Source organism: Mesorhizobium sp. P2_B5 (genome assembly GCF_056404775.1).
Genome location: NZ_JBFUDJ010000006.1, coordinates 298,353 through 313,446, shown reverse-complemented (window position 1 = coordinate 313,446; position 15,094 = coordinate 298,353). Strand labels below are relative to the sequence as shown.

The following is a 15,094-nucleotide window of genomic DNA, read 5'->3' as shown; positions in this document are numbered from 1 at the left end:
TCGCTGACCGGGCGCGAGCAGCGCCCGCCGCATTAGCTGAAAGGGGCGATGCGCAGCATGCCGTTGTCGAGGAATGCCTGCACAGGCTTGCCCCGGACTGACGGGTCCATCTCCTCGGCCGTGCAATACCAGCCATCCACCGACAGAAGCTCGGCCTCGTTCCTGCGGCAGAAGACGCGGGCGGCCGTGTTGCCTTGAGCGCCGGCCGAAGCGCGGCCGCGCAGCGTGCCGTAGACATGGATCGAGCCGGTGGCGACGATTTCGGAGCCGGAAGCGACCGAGCCCAGCACGATGACGTCGCCATGCGGATGGAAGATGAGCTGGCCCGAGCGGATCGGCGAGCGGATCATCAGCGTGCCGGCGTCCGGCGCCTTGGCGTCGTGCGACAACGGCCTGGCATCGCCCGCCGCCTTCAAATCACCTGCCTTCGAATCACGTGCGACCTTGAGATCAGCGGTCGGCTTCGTATCGGTAGCTGCTGTCGCATCCTCCGCCCTGCCCGCCTTGCGGCTCGGCTGCAGCAGCCCGTCGGTGGTCGCCTCCTTGGCGCCGACCAGCACCGGCGGCAGATGCGCGCCAAGCTCGGCGCCGCCATCGAGCTCCATGGCATAGACGCGAATGCCGCGCTGGCCGAGCACGCCGACCAGCGCCTCGATGGCGACGACATCGGGCTTCAGCACGTTCAGGTCGAGCACCACCGGGCGCCCGGCAAAATAGCCCGGCGAGTTGCCGATCCAGCGATCCAGGCTCTCCAGCCAAACATCCAAAGGCGCCTCCGGCGTCAGCGTGAAAGCGACGAAGGAGCGGGCGCGAAAGCGAATGGATTTGGCCTCGAGGGGAGCGGCAAAGGTCACGGCGGGCGATTCCTTACTGAGAGGTAAACGCTACCGGTGGTATGGTTAATGAAAGGTTAACGGGAGGGTGGGCGGGAGGTAAATTCCTGACAGGCCGCAGTCCAAATTTGGTCGTTTCACTAAGACACCAACAAGCCAATCAGCTCTGCTTTTGGTAGCGGAATTTTGCAGCTTCTCGGTCGCCACTGCAGAAATCGAATGCACTTTGCAGAACGCCCTCGTCAAAAGCTGAACCGATCGGGGTGAAGCCATCAACGTCGCTGACCGAATGAATATATACCGAACCATCATGAGCGACGATCGGGTAAGTTAGTCGGCGTGCATGCTGCGAATTGAATTCGATAGTCGTTTCACCGAGAGAACCTGGAAGTTGCGCAATGGCGCTATCGAAGTCGCCTTCTCCCAACTGCCACTTCTCTCGTTGCAAGCCGCCAACAGATAGCGGCCAATACTCGTAGATGCTCCAGATGTGCGGCCGCAACGAATGGACGAGATCAGACATTTGGCGAAGGTCGGCCACATTCGCCTTCGTTACAACCGTATTGATCTTCGTCGCCACTCCAAGCTGCTGCACCCATCTCGCTTTGTTGAGGACGAGCTCAAAATGACTTTGATTATCTCTCATAGCGCCGTGAATGGAGGAATTAGAACCATCCAGCGGAAGCCCCAAGAGGTCGACATGAGAGAACAAAGCAGCTGCAGTCTGGTTATTCTGCCGCAAACCAATGCCGTTTGTGTCGAGATGCACAAACAGGCCGGCGCGTTTAGCCTGAGCAACCAAATCTTGCCAAAAAGGATAGGAAGTAGGATCGCCGCCACCAATCGTGATCTGATTAATTCCATGTGTGATAAGGCGGCGTAGCACATCACCGCTGACCGAAGAGGTCGGCACCCCGCGCACGAACGGCACATAACACCACCGACATTTCATCGAACATCGGTGTTCAAAATTCATGATCGCCCGCATGAGCTATCCTCGCGGCGCGCTGAGGCCAGGCAGCTTTACACGTGATGCCTCGTTTTCCTCGAGCCATCTGTTGAGCGGCTTCGACGCAGCCCAGAGCGCATCGAAATGCCGGCTTAGCATCTCATAGTTTGAAAGGCCTTGGGCAGGAATCATCTTCGCAACACGTAAGCATATGAACAGATTGGAAATCCTGCCGCCTTCAGCCCCAAGATGGTAGGGATCGAAGTAGGCTTCGTTATCCGTAATGAAAATCGTGCAAGTCATCCCCTCGCTAGCGAGGCGGATATCAAGTTCAGGAAACTCATTGCAGGCACGAATGATGTCGCCTAAGGGCAACTTACTGTCTTCCGGTTCTCCCGCTGCGTTGATGGTGTTTCTTAGCTGTCGTTCAGCGGAGAATGGGTCAAGCAACACAACCTTAAATGGAGTCCTTTCAGCCAGTCGATTTCGCACATTCAACCAATGCCTATTCAGGCCGACAGAAAGATATGAGGCGCCAGAATTTGCTGCCAGTCGCATGACCTTCGCACTGTCTATTGTCTCCTGCGTGTCGCTATTCCGACGGTCTTGGTCTTTTCGAAGCTGCATATTGTATATGTCGACTATGCCGTAGGCTTGAGCCGAATCAGTCAAAGTATCCGCAAGCGACTTGTGCGCCAACAACGCCAACCGCTCAGGATTTAAAATAAACCATTTCGAAACCAAGTAAATACAGGTTGCCACGAAAGCTATGACGACGTATAGCGCTAACTCTACTTCAAGATAGCTTACTAAAAGATTCCCCGCGAAGGCGGCAGCCATAAACGCCAGACCGTCGAAGCCAAATGCAATATAGAATGCTCTAAGTCTCGTAATCTTCATCGCTGCAACCCACTATGAATTCACAGTATATACTGCATTCTGCACGCTTCCGCACGATCAGAAGGATGATAGTGCGTCGATTCTATCTATATAACACGAGGACGGCCGGCTGATACCCTAAGCGAAGAACAAGCACTTCGAGAGATCGCATCTGGAAACCGATGCGCTCAAGGGTGCATCCGATCAAGAACCCAATTTGACCTAAGCTGCTCCTGACAAGAAGTCATTCGGTCCGGGCACATCTATCCATACGTGAGATATCGCTATTGGGCCAGGATCGTCGTTCGCAACAAAGTTTATATATCGAAACGAACGGTCATGCTCCGACGTTGTCAGCGCGTTCATATGCCTATCGAACGATGGTAAGGTTCGGGTTCGGAACGGATCGGCCCTAGAGCCAGCGGCAGTTTCGAGATGCGGCGTCAGAGTGTTGTCGACAGAGGAGTCATCACACACATAGGCGATCATGAATGCCTGAGCTGAAGCCCAACCGTACTCACCATCGACGAACCGCTTCACCCCTTTACTGCAATATAAATCGATACCCTTTCCCCGTTCGTGATCAATAATTTTGCACTCGACAACAAGAGGGAAATTAGCGTTTCTGGCCGTCATGTACACCGACAAATCAGGTCTTTTTTCTATATGACTGCCGTCGAAGCTAATACTTTCGGCGCCCCTCACAACACATGACACAATCTGTCCGAGCTTTATACTGTTGCCGCGGGCATGATTGAGGTGTGATTGCAGCAAAGTCGTCAACTCGGTCTCAGATTTTGCATGAAGACTAGGCCCCTGTGCTGCTACTAAATCTTTCCACGCGTCCTTGACCGCACTAACAAGAACCTGAAGGAGAGGCCAAGCAATGTCAGGTAAGGGGAGCTGTACGCCTCGGGTAAGCTCCGCAACCTGATCAGGTCGAGCGACCAGCGACATATTGACTAAGCCTCAAAGTCGCCGATGAGAAAGTCTGAGTGTTCCCACACAATATGGCGTGCGGCCAAACGCGCCTGGCTCCGGCTCCAATACCTCGCTTGATTCAATCGGCCCAACCATAGGCAGTTCCCCCTCTTCTCGACCACCACTATCTCCGTGGCCGCCATGACGTTCGCAGTCTGAATGAGACCTTGGTCTAAAGGATCGAGCTTGCCCGCCCGGCTTCACGCCCGCCAATCTGCACAAACTGCCAAGGTGAAAGTGGCGATCGGGACACCAGATTGACCTTCAATGACTGCGGCCCATCAAGCCACCATTCTTTGAGTTCATCAATAAGCTTTGTGCAGAAGTCGAACATATCTGACTGAGTTGGCAAGCTTTGCCCCAGCCATCTATTCTCAGCGAATGGAAGGTTAAGTCGCAATGTATCATCTATGCATTGAATATCAGCTTCTTCAAGCTGATACAAAGCTGAAACCCAGCGATCAACATCTCTCCAGCTGCTTTCATCATCGTATAGCTTGACCCTCTCAAAAAGGATGTTGATATTTTCTTTATCAACACCGGTAAGCTCATCAAAAGGCTTGATCGGCAATTTGTCGATTATGAACTTTTCCACAACCTCCCGCTCGAAACCAAAGCGGCCACTCGTCATCAAAGCACGCCAGAGAGACAGCTTGCTACTGACCAATAGGGCAATGTATTTAGTCAGACCCAGGCCATCGTCATACTCATGAGCGCTATAGCCATGAAAGCTCTGGCTGTAAACGATGTCATCCTGCGAGACAGAAACCTTCATCCTACCATTTCGGACCGGGGGCGATTCTCTCACGATAAGTATAGGGCCACGAAAGATCTCTATAGGGCGAGGATCATGGATACGAGATTCTGCAAATTCGTCCAAGAGGGTGGCGTCAATCAGTAATCCTAGATCATCCTCTGCATCGGCCAAACGAAAGCCGTGCAAATAGGCTGCTGAAGCGCCCGGGAGTCCGTCCCCACGCCCCCTGACACGACTACTGGGACGGAGTCGCTGGAAGCCGTTGCCCGAGGCTTTCGGCTTGCCTCTCGATTTGCCGAATAGATCCGCCCAATACTCCTCCAAAGACGGCCATCCATGAGTTTCGATGCGATCAAGGACCTCAGCATCAAGACGAGTGCCTCGAAAGAGGGTTTTTAAGATGGTGGGTCGACGCTGCGCCTCTTCGAGAGAGACCGTTTCGGCATTAGTTACGTCAATCCTCCAAGCACCCGCTTGGTTGAGTCCATCATCCAGCCTAGGCGTAACGAATTTGAAAGCCGCTCCGGGCGCGGGATTAGAGTTGCGGGCAAACAAAAGGCAGAACGGAGCACTAATCTCCGGCCACACACGAGTCTGGCGGAGCTCAGTACCATTAATTATCCCCGTGATATCTAAGCATTGAAACAAAGTCCTCCTCGCGTCAGGCATGGTCTCGCCCTGTTGAAACAACAACCTTGCGTGAAGGGCAAAGGCTATCTGCCCTCCGGGCCTTGCCCACTCCAGCGAGCGCCACAAGAACGGAAGATCTAGGACTTCATTCGGCAACGGAGCTTTTAACGAGTTATCTTTCGCCCGCATCCTCGCGATTTGGGTTACATGTTTCTCAAGCCAACTCCAACCGCGAAGCTGAGTTGAGGAAGCCCATGGAGGATTGCCGATGACCAGATCATAAGCACCAAGATGTTCCTGACCAATCTCAGGGCCAAGACTCCCAAGCCCTGGTCGATCGTCATCACTCCTATCAGATTGATCGGCTTTCTCTTCTCGACGCGTTACCTCAACTTTCCGCAGCACATGAGGTCGAAGATTCTCGAAGCGCAATTTCTGTATGGGTTCTGGGTTAGGATCGAGCTCAATCGAAATCAAATATAAGCCCAGCGCAGCAAATCTTAATGCGGACTCGTTGATATCGAAGCCTGTTATTTTTTCCTGCAAGATCGAGCGTAGCGCAGCTGTGTCCGGTCGCTTGCCCGTCTCTTTCCACTGTTGAGCAACAAGCTGACGAAATGCGGTGATCAGGAAGACCCCGGCGCCGGCTGCGGGATCGAGCACCCGAGCTCCAGCTGCACGCCCGTCCCTTTCAAGCGCTAAAAAAGACGCCCGGACCATCAGATCTGCAATGTGTCGAGGAGTATAGTATCCCCCCTCACGCTTCTGCGTCAGTGGGTCATGTCGACTTAAATACCGCTCATAAGCTTGGCTTAAGACACCGACGGGGATTTGAGCAAAATCAAGCCTGTCCCACGCCTCTTGCCAACCAAGGTATAACTGTCCCGAAGGTGCGCGCCGAAGGACATCTCCCAATCTTAGTAGAACACCGTCTGGCAGTGTTTTGGCAATACCTGGTGCGAGCGGCAAAAAATCACCATTAAAGGTATCGTCAAGCCATTTCGCTGTAACCTCAACACCCTCGCGGGTATCGAACAAAGTAGCCGGATCATCAAAGCCGGCAGGCAAGGTGCCGGCCTTAAGCAAGGCCCGGTCTGCTAGAAATCGGATAAATAGAGCTCGTCCAACAAGAGAGATTGCATCTCCGTCTCTAACGCCTTGCTTGACAATCGCATCGATCGTGTCCGTGAGCAGCCGCAAAACAATATCACTGATCCAACACCGCGATGAAATAACGGGACGTGTATTCCCCAAATGAGGGATAAGGGCTCGTGTGGAAGATTCTTCTGTCGTGGCCTGTAGCCGAGCGGCATCAACCGGGATGCTATCGAGCGCGACTACATAAATCGTCAACCTACCCGACCCTACTACACCAAGATAAGGCGCATCGCCCCGCATCGCGGCTGCGCGGCGTATCAAACTCAAATGTGCTGGATCACGCACCTGCGTTTCGTCCACAAGAATTATCAGTGGCCGGCCGTCCCACTCGTAGATCGCTTGGATGGACCCGAAATCTTCCACATTGTGAGAGCGAGCAGCAAGCAAGGTAGCATACTGCAGTAGATCGGGACCATCCGACGTGAATGAACGAACGCTGGAAGAGTCACCACCATGGCTCTCGACAACCTCGTTCAACAATGCATCTGGCAGTGACCGGATCATTTCAAGAGCAACTTGACCTTAGCAATACCTTTAAGAAAAGCCCTGCGGGAGCAGTCATCGGCGAAGGCGCATCTTATCGAGAACAAAACGTGAATCAACAACGAGTTGGCGAAAAATCTATGGCCTCAAGATTTAGAACGTGCAGAGGTACTAAGCAATGTGTGTTGAAAGCAGTGTGCTGAGGCCATTTCGGTTCCAAATAGCGTCGTTACGCTAGAAACGGGACTGGCTATCGGCCCCCCGCCCGTCCATCTGCCAACAGCGCCAACACAATCTCCCTATCCCCTTGCCGGTGCCGATACGGACGCCGGTAATCAGCCGCTTAGGTTGTGGTGATCTCGTCCTTGCCGATCAGGATTTTCGCTTCCCCTTCAGCCCCCGCTCAGCCTGCTCAATCGCGGCGCGGTCAGTGCCAAGCCTGTCGATCAGGTCCTGCGCCTCGTCGCCCGATATGCCGGTGCGCACGGCCAGTTCCTCGACCGTCAGGACATCGGTGCTGGCGATCTCACGGGTTTGCGGCAGCGCGTCGTCGGCCATCAGCGGCAGTGCGGCTTCACGGTCGATTTCGGCCTCGGCCGGTGCCAATGATGCTCGGGATCGCCACCGCCTTCGCGTTGCCAGATCTGGTAGGCGCGCTTCTGGATCTTCTCGTGCCGTTCGTCACCCATCGTCGTTCCTCCTTGGTGTCAGGGAAGAACGCCGCGCCGGTGCGACGATCCAATAATTTGTGTGATCGGGGATGGGCGTGAGCGAGAAAGGTTGGCGCTCTACGGCGCCCCCCTCTGCCCTGCCGGCGTTCGTCGTTCGGAAAGCCAAGCAATTGGCTTCCCGCCCGCTGCGCGGACCACTCCTCACCCCCCACTTGTGGGGAGATTGGCAGCTTCGACGCCCCGCCAGTTCGATCGCGCCGAGCAGCCTCCAGGATCTGGTTCAAGGCCTCCTTGCCTGCCCGGCGAACGCGACCGGCCTGCCGAACATGCTTAACGCCGGAGCAGCTTGTCGTGTTACGATTGCCGGTCGGCATCCCTCAAGCCAACGCGGCTGCAAGTGCCGGCTCGTGACCAAACATGCGGGCAAGCTGACGGCGGAGGATTTTCCTGCCGCAGGGGTTTCGCAAAGCAAGGAGACGTTGATGAGCGCAAGGGGCCGATTTTTCCGTAGCCTGGTGGCTATCCTGTTTGCCGGTGTCTTCTGGGTGGATGCCGCCCATGCGCAGGATGCAGGGTGTACGTTCGAGCCGGTGGCCGGTACGTCCCGACAGATTCTGAGATGTCGGGAAGGCCTTGCCGTCATTGTGGAAGGTGGCGCTCGTTTTACGCTGGAGGATCGCGATCGAGACGGCAGTCCCGACGCGGTCAGGTTGCGGCGCAAAGCCCTGCTGCTCGATGCTCCGGCCGGCGCGGTCCGGGGCGGCTTCGCGGTTATCACCCCGCAGGCGATCGCCGCGGTGCGCGGCACAAAATGGGCAGTCGACGTTGGCAATGGCAAGACGTCTGTTTTCGTCCTGAGAGGTCGCGTCGCCGTGCAAAGACCCGCATCCACCGCCGTCGTGGTCCTCGCACCGGGGGATGGCGTGGACGTCGAGGCTGGGACAGGCAAACTCATCGTCAAGCGCTGGCCCGCCAAGCGCGTTTCCGCATTGCTGGCCCGTTTCGGCCAGTGAGCTTGCCCAGTGAGCTTGCCCAATGAGCTTGCAATGAGCCGACGAAGGCTCCCGACGCTGATCGCGCTCATTCTGGCGGGTCTTTGGGGCGCCGGCCTGGGCTTCGCGCACTGGCACGGCAATTTCTGGTTTCTCGATCGCGTCGAGGCAACGATGACCGATCTTCGAACGCTTGTTCGAGGAACGGCAAAGCCGCCGGAGCTAATCACCATTGTCGCAATAGACGATGAAACGGTGCGGCGCGAGGGCAGCTATCCCCTCAGCCGCGCCACGCTTGCCCGGATCATCGATACGATAGAGCAGCTCGGGCCGAAAGCCATTGCGCTCGACCTGCTGCTGGTCGACCCCGGGGCAAAGGACGCTGACGAGGCGCTCTCGCGTTCGCTGGGCAGGAGCAGAAGCGTAATCGCCGCAGCGGCGATCTACCCCGGAGGCAAACAATGGACGATGGCCGCGGGCGAAGGCCCCCTCGCCCGCGTGCCGAATGCCGAGCGGTTCCTGTGGCCCCTGAAAGCGTTTTCGGACGCCGCCGCCGTCGGCGTCGTGAACGTGGTCACCGACAGGACGGGAACACCCCGGTTCGTGCCGTTGCTGTTTCGGGCCGGAGATCAGTTGCAAGCGTCCTTCTCCTTGCGTGTCGCCGCCATGGCGGCGGGAGAGGACCCTGGAATTGCGCCCGATGATCTATCGCTGGACGGACGGTCGATCCGAACGGACATTGGTCACATCCTGCCTCTGACATTCTATGGCCCGCGCGGCACGATCCGCACGATCAGTGCTGCGACCGTGCTGGCGGGCCAGTTCGATCCCGGCGCTATCCGGGGTCGAATTGTCTTGATAGGAGCGACCGCAACCGGCACCGGCGATGTCTTCCCGACACCGTTCGATCCCATACTGCCCGGCGTCGAGGTCATGTCGACGGCGATTGCCCATCTGATGGCCGGCGACGGAATCGTGCGCGACCAGAACGTTCGCCTTGCAGACGCGGGCTTTGCAGTGGCGCTGCCCATGCTTCTTGTCGGCCTGTTGGCGTGGCGCCGAAACGCCATCGGCCTCGCGGCGGTCGCCGGCGTGGTCCTGATCTGGTTGGTGGTCAACATGACCGCTTTCCTGCACCATATCTGGCTGAGCGCCGCGCTGCCGATGACCGCCGCCATTCCGCCGGCAATCCTGTTTGGGGCCGCGCAACTTTGGCTGGGCAGGAGCCGGGCCCAATATTTCGCCACGCAGAGCCAATTGCTTCAACGCGTTGAAGCCCCAGGACTGGGGGCATGGCTCGCCAAGCATGGCGACTTCCTCTCGGAACCCGTCCGGACAGAAGCCGCCATCCTGTTCATCGACCTGTCCGGCTTCACCGGACTGAGTGAAACATTGGGACCGAGCGCCACACGCGAACTCCTGAACAATTTTCACGCGTTGGTGGACGAAGAAGTGACAAGCTGTGGTGGCGTTGTCACGAGTTTCATGGGTGACGGCGCCATGATCCTGTTCGGCCTGCCGGAACCGGCGACAGACGACGCCTTCAATGCTGCCCGCTGTTGTGTCGGGCTCTCCAGCCGCACCAACGATTGGCTTGCCTCGTTGCCTGCGTCGACCGCATCCCGGATCGGCTTCAAGATTGGAGCCCATCATGGAACAATCGTGGCCTCACGACTCGGCGGCGAAGGGCGTCAGCACATCGCGGCCATCGGCGACACCGTCAACGTTGCAAGTCGCTTGATGGAGATCGCTGCCGACCAGAATGCCGAAGTGGCGGTGAGTTACGAAATGCTTGAGGTCGCCGGTCGCGACTGCGCGTTGTTCAAATCCGGTGCTTTAAGAGGACCTGTGGAGACCCAGATCCGTGGGCGATCCAGCTCGCTCGCAATCTGGCTTTGGCAGAGTGCGCGGGCGCAGCAGTAGATCCGGCCCCGTGATCAATGGCGCGCCATCCATGCCTTCGCCAAGCCTCTGGCGCCGTGAGGCCCCCGATCAAGACGTGCGCCGCCCTTTCCCCTTGAGGCTCCGCGCCGCCTGCTCAACCGCAGCCCTGTCGGCGCCCAGGCGGTCAAGCAACTCCTGCGCTTCGTCGCCCGATATGCCGGTGCGCATGGCCAGTTCCTCGACCGCCAGGACGTCGGTGCTGGCGATCTCTCTGGTTTGCGGCAGAGCGTCGTCGGCGGTCAGCGGCAAAGCGGCTTCCCGGTCGATTTCGGCCTCGGCCCGGTGCCAGTGATGCTCGGGATCACCACCGCCTTCGCGCTGCCAGATCTGGTAAGCGCGCTTCTGGATCTTCTCGTGCCGTTCGTCACCCATCGTCGTTCCTCCTTGGTGTCAGGGAAGAACGCCGCGATGATGAGATTGATCCAAAGAATTTGCGTGATCGAAATGGCCAGGGATCGCACGCGATTCAGGCAACCCTACTCGCACTGGCGCCTTGGCCCGCCGGAATAGGGCTGGTAGCTGTTGTCCTCGGGACGGTAGGAGCGGTAGCGGCTGAAGCAGGATTCGACGTGATCGTCCGAAAGGTCCGCTGTTGCCACCAGAGGGCCGGCGCCAACATAGCTGACGTCGGCGGGTTGCTGCGCGCCTTGGTCGGCGGCACTGGTTTCAAGATAGGGCGAGACGCAGGGTCGCTGCTGTCCGCTGTAGGACATGTAGCTGTTGTCGTCAGGATTGTACGAGCGGTAGCGGTCCGCGCACCAGCTGACATGGGCAGCCGGCAGCCTGGCCTGCTGCTCGCGCGCATCGGGCGCCACCGCGCCTGTGCTGGTCGGGTCCGGCGACTGCATCCTGGCGGAGGCGTCGGGTGCCGCGGGTTGCGCGGCGGCCACGCGCTCCAACCCTAGCGTGGCCTTGTCCACCTTCTGTGCGTCCTTGGTCCACAACGGCGAGACACTGTCGGCGGGCCTGGCCTGCTGCACGGGCTTGGCGACAATCAGCCAGGCGGCGAAAGCCAGCCCGCTGGCAAAGACCGCAAGGGTCAGAACGAAGCCAGCTATCAGTGCCAAAACCGCTTTCATCACCCACTCCTTGATCCACAGCTAATAGAATGCCGAGCATCGGGACTGGTTCCAGCAAGCAAGCATTTGGCAAGGGTCGGCAACTGGAGGGCCTCGGTGCCTCAAACCGGAAGCCGCACATCCACTGTGAAGTCATTCTCCGCCGCCAGCAGCGCGGCCACCATGTCCTTGTCGCGCTGGCGCTGCTGCAGATAGCACGTCACCAGGCGGTCCAGCGAGAATGCGCCGGCGCCTGTCATGGCCAGCACGAGCATGCCGCCGGTGATTGCCAGGTCCTTTTCGAAATGCAGCAGTTCGTTCTGGCTGGCGAGGTTGGTGTGGAACAGCGTGGCTGTTGCCAGGCAAAACAGGCCAAGGCCGATGGCGCCGAGGCGGGTGAGCAGGCCGGATGCTATTGCGAGCCCTGCCCCCAGTTGCAGCGCGAGCGTGGCGATGAACAGCGGCAGGCCGACGCCAAGGGCTGCCATCGCCTTGGCGGCGGCGTCGAAATGGGTGGCCAGCGTCAGGCCTTCGTGCAGGAAGAGCACCGAGAGAAGCAGGCGGCCGGCGAGCAGGGTGATGTCCTTGAGGTGGTATTTTGCGGCGAGTAGGCGAAGCTTCGCGGCGTGGTCCGTGGGTGTCATGATCTGGCTCCGGGTCTTGGCAATGGGCAGGCGCCGCGCGCCCGGTGGGGCGCGCAGGAGCTGCGCTGGAAGTGGTGATGTCTGAGGGGCCGGAGCCGGCCTGAGGGAAGCATGCCGGCTCCGGCTTTTTGGGCGCCGGCCACGGACGCCCAACTGTGGTGGGTTGAGGTTGAGGTCGGCGCCAGGGCCCCCTCTCCGTCTCGGCTTCGCCGAGCCACCTCTCCCCCACTTTGTGGGGGCGAGGAACCCAAGCTTTTCTAGGCTGCGGCTTACTGCGTCACCTTGGTGGCGATGGCCTTTTGCAGGTCTTCGAGCTCCTCGCAGCCGGCGGGGCACAGCTTCTGCAGCGAGGCCAGCTGCTCGTTGGCCTTGGTCATGTCGCCGGTCTCGACATAGAGCTCGCCCAGGTATTCGCGGGCGGCCTTGTGGTCGGGCTTCAGCTCCAGCGCCTTGTTGTAGTAGGTCAGCGCGGTGGTGAAATCGCCGGTCTTGCGCAGCGTAAAGCCGAGCAGATTGTAGACGTCGGCCTGCTGGTTGTCCTGCGCGAGATCGCGCAAATCGGCCAGCGCGCCCTTGTAATCCTTGGCTGCGATCTTGGCCTGGACGGCGGTGAGGTTGGGCGCGTCGGTGCCCTCGACGTCATCGACCGCATAGGCCGGAATGACAGTCGCGACCGGGACCACGGTCAGCACGGCAATGGCGCCGAGCAGGCCGAACAGGGCGTTCCTGCCCAGATAGATTTGTTTCATTGTCTTTCTCGCTTTGTAGGGTTGCCGCGCTCAGATCTGCACGGGAGTGAAGCCATAGGCATTGCCGTCTTTCACGAAGACGCCGGTGCCGGGGAACGGGAAGTGCGACCCGGAAATGCGGATGTTGTCCGCAATGACCCGGTCGATGATCTTGTGGCGCGTGGTAATCGCCGTCGGCCCATCCTGGTCGTAGCTGCCCTGCCATTCCGGATGCGGCGCGAGAAGCGCTGGCACATACATGGTGTCGGCCGAGATCATCAGCTGTTCCTTGCCGGAGTTGGCGAGGTAGACCGAGTGGCCCGGCGTGTGGCCGGGGGCGGCGATGATCTGGATGCCGGGCACGACTTCGGCGCCGTCCTGAACCAGCTTCCAGTTCTTCCATTTCGGAAAGTTTTCGGCGATGCGCTTGCCAGCGGGCTTGCGGCCCTCCGGCAGTTTCGCCAGCCGGCTGGGGTCGGTCCACCAATTGTATTCGGTGGCGTTGACGATCAGCTCGGCATTGGGGAACACCGGCGCGTTGGTGCCCTTTTCCATCAGGCCCCAGACATGGTCGGGGTGGAAATGCGAGATCATGATGGTGTCGATCGCCTTGTAGTCGATGCCGGCGGCGGCCATGTTGGCCGGCAGATGCGTGGCGTTGGTCTGCCACTGGCCGACGCCCGAGCCGGCATCCATCATGATCAGCTTGCCGTTCATCTTGAGCACGACAACGGTGAGCGGGATCGGCATGAAGTCGGTGGTCAGGCCGGCCTTGGCGAGTGCTGCCTTGGTGTCGTCGACCGAGACATCCCTAATGAAGGCCGGATCGTGGGGCTTGCGCCAGATGCCGTCATAGATGGCGGTGACCTCGATATCGCCGACCTTGTATTTGTAGAAGCCTATCGACGGCTCGACCGGCGTTTCGGCGAAGGCGGGTCTGGTGAATTCGAGCTTGCCGGCAAGACCGAAGGCCGTTGCGGCGAGCGTGGTTCCAAGCAATGTGCGACGTGTCATGCTGAACATGGTGATCTCCTCTTGTGAGTGGTGTCCGAAGTCGCGGAAGAGAGATGACGGAGAGCGCTGGCTCCCCGTCCTGATCGGTTGAGGCGGCGGCGCGGATCCGGCGCCGGCGCCCATGACTCAGCGGCCCCAGATGCTGTCGCGGTTGTGCCGGTCAATGATGTCCTGCACCGAGCCCTGGCTCGGCCCGGTCGTCACCTTGGCGTCGACGCCGTCCTGGTGCGCTGTGTAGGGAATTGACGCCGTGGCATTGGTGTCCACGGCAGGCTGGGTGGCCTTGTTGGTGAAGTGGTCGCTGCCGGCAAAGGCAGCGCTCGAGGCAAGCAGCATCGCAGCCACGCTGAAAGCGAGCTTGGTCATGTCCAAAATTCCTTGTTTCGTTTCTTTGGGTCGCGGGCTGGAATGGCCCCGCTGATAACAAGACCCGGAAGGGCCGTGCTTTATTCCCCGGTGCGGTGAGATTTTTTTGGAAGGGGAGAAATCAGCAAAAGCGGCGTGGCCGGACTTGCTCGGATGCCTCGATCTACTGATCGCGCCAGTTCATCTGGCGCCGCCCTTGAACCTGTTGCCGTCCGGTTCGCTCGTGGTCAGGCTGCTGGGCGGCAAAATGCGCTAAGCGCGCTTGCGTTCCTTGTCCTTCGCAAGGTGGTAGGGCCGCACAAGAACTTCCGCTGGAATGTGCCATTCCTTGTTGAGCTTGAAGACCATATCCATGGTGAGGGCACGCTTTCGGCTCAGCACTTCACTCGCGCGAGGCGATGACCCGATTACATCGGCCAAAGCCTTACGCGAGAGCTTGAACAGTTCCATATGAGAACGAATGGCCTCAACAGGATCCGGGGCTTCAATTGGATAGTGCTTGTCCTCGTAGGCCTCGATCAGGGTTGCGAGAACGTCAAAGCGATCACCGTCGGCAGAGCCCACCTCGGGCTCATTCTCAAAATATCTGGTGATCTCGGCAATCGCCCAATCGTAGTCGGCTTCGGTTTTAATGGGGCGAATGTTTTCCATCACACCTTCTCCGGATCAATCTTGTCATAGTCCTTGTGCGTCCCGACGAATTTGATCAGGACACGGTGAAACTTGTAGGCGACGTGGACGATCAAGCGGTATTTGTTGCCACCAATGTCGAAAATGACGCGATTGTCGCCGACAAAATCAACTGTTGCACCGAACGCGTCCTTGATGTCGGCGGGAGTCTTCCAGTCGGCCCTACCGACAGTCACGTACCACGCAGTCAAAGGCGCCTCGGCCTGATTGTGTTTGGCCCAGAAGTCCCTCAGTGCCTTCTTGGCAATTATCTGCATGGTTCGATATAAGATATTCCCGTATTGGGAACAAGCGGAATTTTCCCAATTTGGGAAAAT

Annotated in this window: 15 protein-coding genes and 1 pseudogene; 2 read left to right on the top strand and 14 right to left on the bottom strand. The window is 58.6% G+C overall.

Features of this window, described 5'->3' with window-relative positions; all coding sequences use genetic code 11:
* Positions 1-32: 32 nt before the first annotated feature.
* The 6 genes and pseudogenes from minC to AC1D1N_RS21475 all read right to left on the bottom strand — a co-directional run bounded on the left by minC (position 33) and on the right by AC1D1N_RS21475 (position 7,359).
* On the bottom strand, positions 33-854 hold the full coding sequence (minC, locus tag AC1D1N_RS21500; protein WP_477350877.1) for a septum site-determining protein MinC: 822 nt from the start codon (positions 852-854) through the stop codon (positions 33-35).
* A gap of 139 nt (positions 855-993) precedes the next feature.
* Positions 994-1,821: a radical SAM protein gene (locus tag AC1D1N_RS21495; protein WP_477350875.1), complete on the bottom strand. Its 828-nt coding sequence runs from the start codon at positions 1,819-1,821 to the stop codon at positions 994-996.
* A 3-nt stretch (positions 1,822-1,824) separates the two neighbouring features.
* Positions 1,825-2,682 carry a hypothetical protein gene (locus AC1D1N_RS21490; protein WP_477350873.1) on the bottom strand — a complete coding sequence of 286 codons (858 nt, stop codon included), beginning with the start codon at positions 2,680-2,682 and terminating at the stop codon, positions 1,825-1,827.
* Positions 2,683-2,883: 201 nt separating this feature from the next.
* The gene (locus AC1D1N_RS21485) at positions 2,884-3,618 is read right to left on the bottom strand and encodes a hypothetical protein (protein ID WP_477350871.1); all 735 of its coding nucleotides are present in this window, start codon (positions 3,616-3,618) and stop codon (positions 2,884-2,886) included.
* Between the two features lie 196 nt (positions 3,619-3,814).
* Complete coding sequence (locus AC1D1N_RS21480) at positions 3,815-6,664, bottom strand: HsdM family class I SAM-dependent methyltransferase (RefSeq protein WP_477350869.1); 2,850 nt, start codon at positions 6,662-6,664, stop codon at positions 3,815-3,817.
* A gap of 378 nt (positions 6,665-7,042) precedes the next feature.
* Positions 7,043-7,359 (bottom strand): annotated as a pseudogene (locus tag AC1D1N_RS21475) (DUF2934 domain-containing protein).
* Between the two features lie 464 nt (positions 7,360-7,823).
* Between AC1D1N_RS21475 and AC1D1N_RS21470 the strand changes: the two are divergent.
* Positions 7,824-8,354, top strand: a complete 531-nt coding sequence (locus tag AC1D1N_RS21470; protein ID WP_477350918.1) for a FecR domain-containing protein — start codon at positions 7,824-7,826, stop codon at positions 8,352-8,354.
* 33 nt (positions 8,355-8,387) lie between these two features.
* Positions 8,388-10,256, top strand: coding sequence for a CHASE2 domain-containing protein (locus AC1D1N_RS21465; RefSeq protein WP_477350867.1), 1,869 nt, complete (start codon positions 8,388-8,390; stop codon positions 10,254-10,256).
* Positions 10,257-10,325: 69 nt separating this feature from the next.
* Here the strand turns inward: AC1D1N_RS21465 and AC1D1N_RS21460 are convergent, their stop codons facing one another.
* From AC1D1N_RS21460 to AC1D1N_RS21425, 8 genes are all read right to left on the bottom strand, one after another.
* Complete coding sequence (locus tag AC1D1N_RS21460; RefSeq protein ID WP_477350865.1) at positions 10,326-10,649, bottom strand: DUF2934 domain-containing protein; 324 nt, start codon at positions 10,647-10,649, stop codon at positions 10,326-10,328.
* 104 nt (positions 10,650-10,753) lie between these two features.
* A complete protein-coding gene (locus tag AC1D1N_RS21455) occupies positions 10,754-11,359 on the bottom strand; it encodes a BA14K family protein (RefSeq protein WP_477350863.1) in 606 nt (201 codons plus the stop codon).
* A gap of 98 nt (positions 11,360-11,457) precedes the next feature.
* Positions 11,458-11,979: a DoxX family protein gene (locus AC1D1N_RS21450; RefSeq protein WP_477350861.1), complete on the bottom strand. Its 522-nt coding sequence runs from the start codon at positions 11,977-11,979 to the stop codon at positions 11,458-11,460.
* Positions 11,980-12,248: 269 nt separating this feature from the next.
* Positions 12,249-12,728 (bottom strand): tetratricopeptide repeat protein, encoded by a 480-nt coding sequence (locus tag AC1D1N_RS21445; protein WP_477350860.1) that lies wholly within the window; start codon positions 12,726-12,728, stop codon positions 12,249-12,251.
* 30 nt (positions 12,729-12,758) lie between these two features.
* Positions 12,759-13,730 (bottom strand): MBL fold metallo-hydrolase, encoded by a 972-nt coding sequence (locus AC1D1N_RS21440; RefSeq protein WP_477350858.1) that lies wholly within the window; start codon positions 13,728-13,730, stop codon positions 12,759-12,761.
* A 117-nt stretch (positions 13,731-13,847) separates the two neighbouring features.
* Positions 13,848-14,087 carry a DUF680 domain-containing protein gene (locus AC1D1N_RS21435; protein ID WP_112560927.1) on the bottom strand — a complete coding sequence of 80 codons (240 nt, stop codon included), beginning with the start codon at positions 14,085-14,087 and terminating at the stop codon, positions 13,848-13,850.
* A 252-nt stretch (positions 14,088-14,339) separates the two neighbouring features.
* Positions 14,340-14,738: a helix-turn-helix domain-containing protein gene (locus tag AC1D1N_RS21430; RefSeq protein ID WP_112560926.1), complete on the bottom strand. Its 399-nt coding sequence runs from the start codon at positions 14,736-14,738 to the stop codon at positions 14,340-14,342.
* Positions 14,738-15,034 carry a type II toxin-antitoxin system HigB family toxin gene (locus tag AC1D1N_RS21425; protein ID WP_112560925.1) on the bottom strand — a complete coding sequence of 99 codons (297 nt, stop codon included), beginning with the start codon at positions 15,032-15,034 and terminating at the stop codon, positions 14,738-14,740. Before AC1D1N_RS21425 ends, AC1D1N_RS21430 begins: the two co-directional genes overlap by 1 nt.
* Positions 15,035-15,094: the final 60 nt, after the last annotated feature.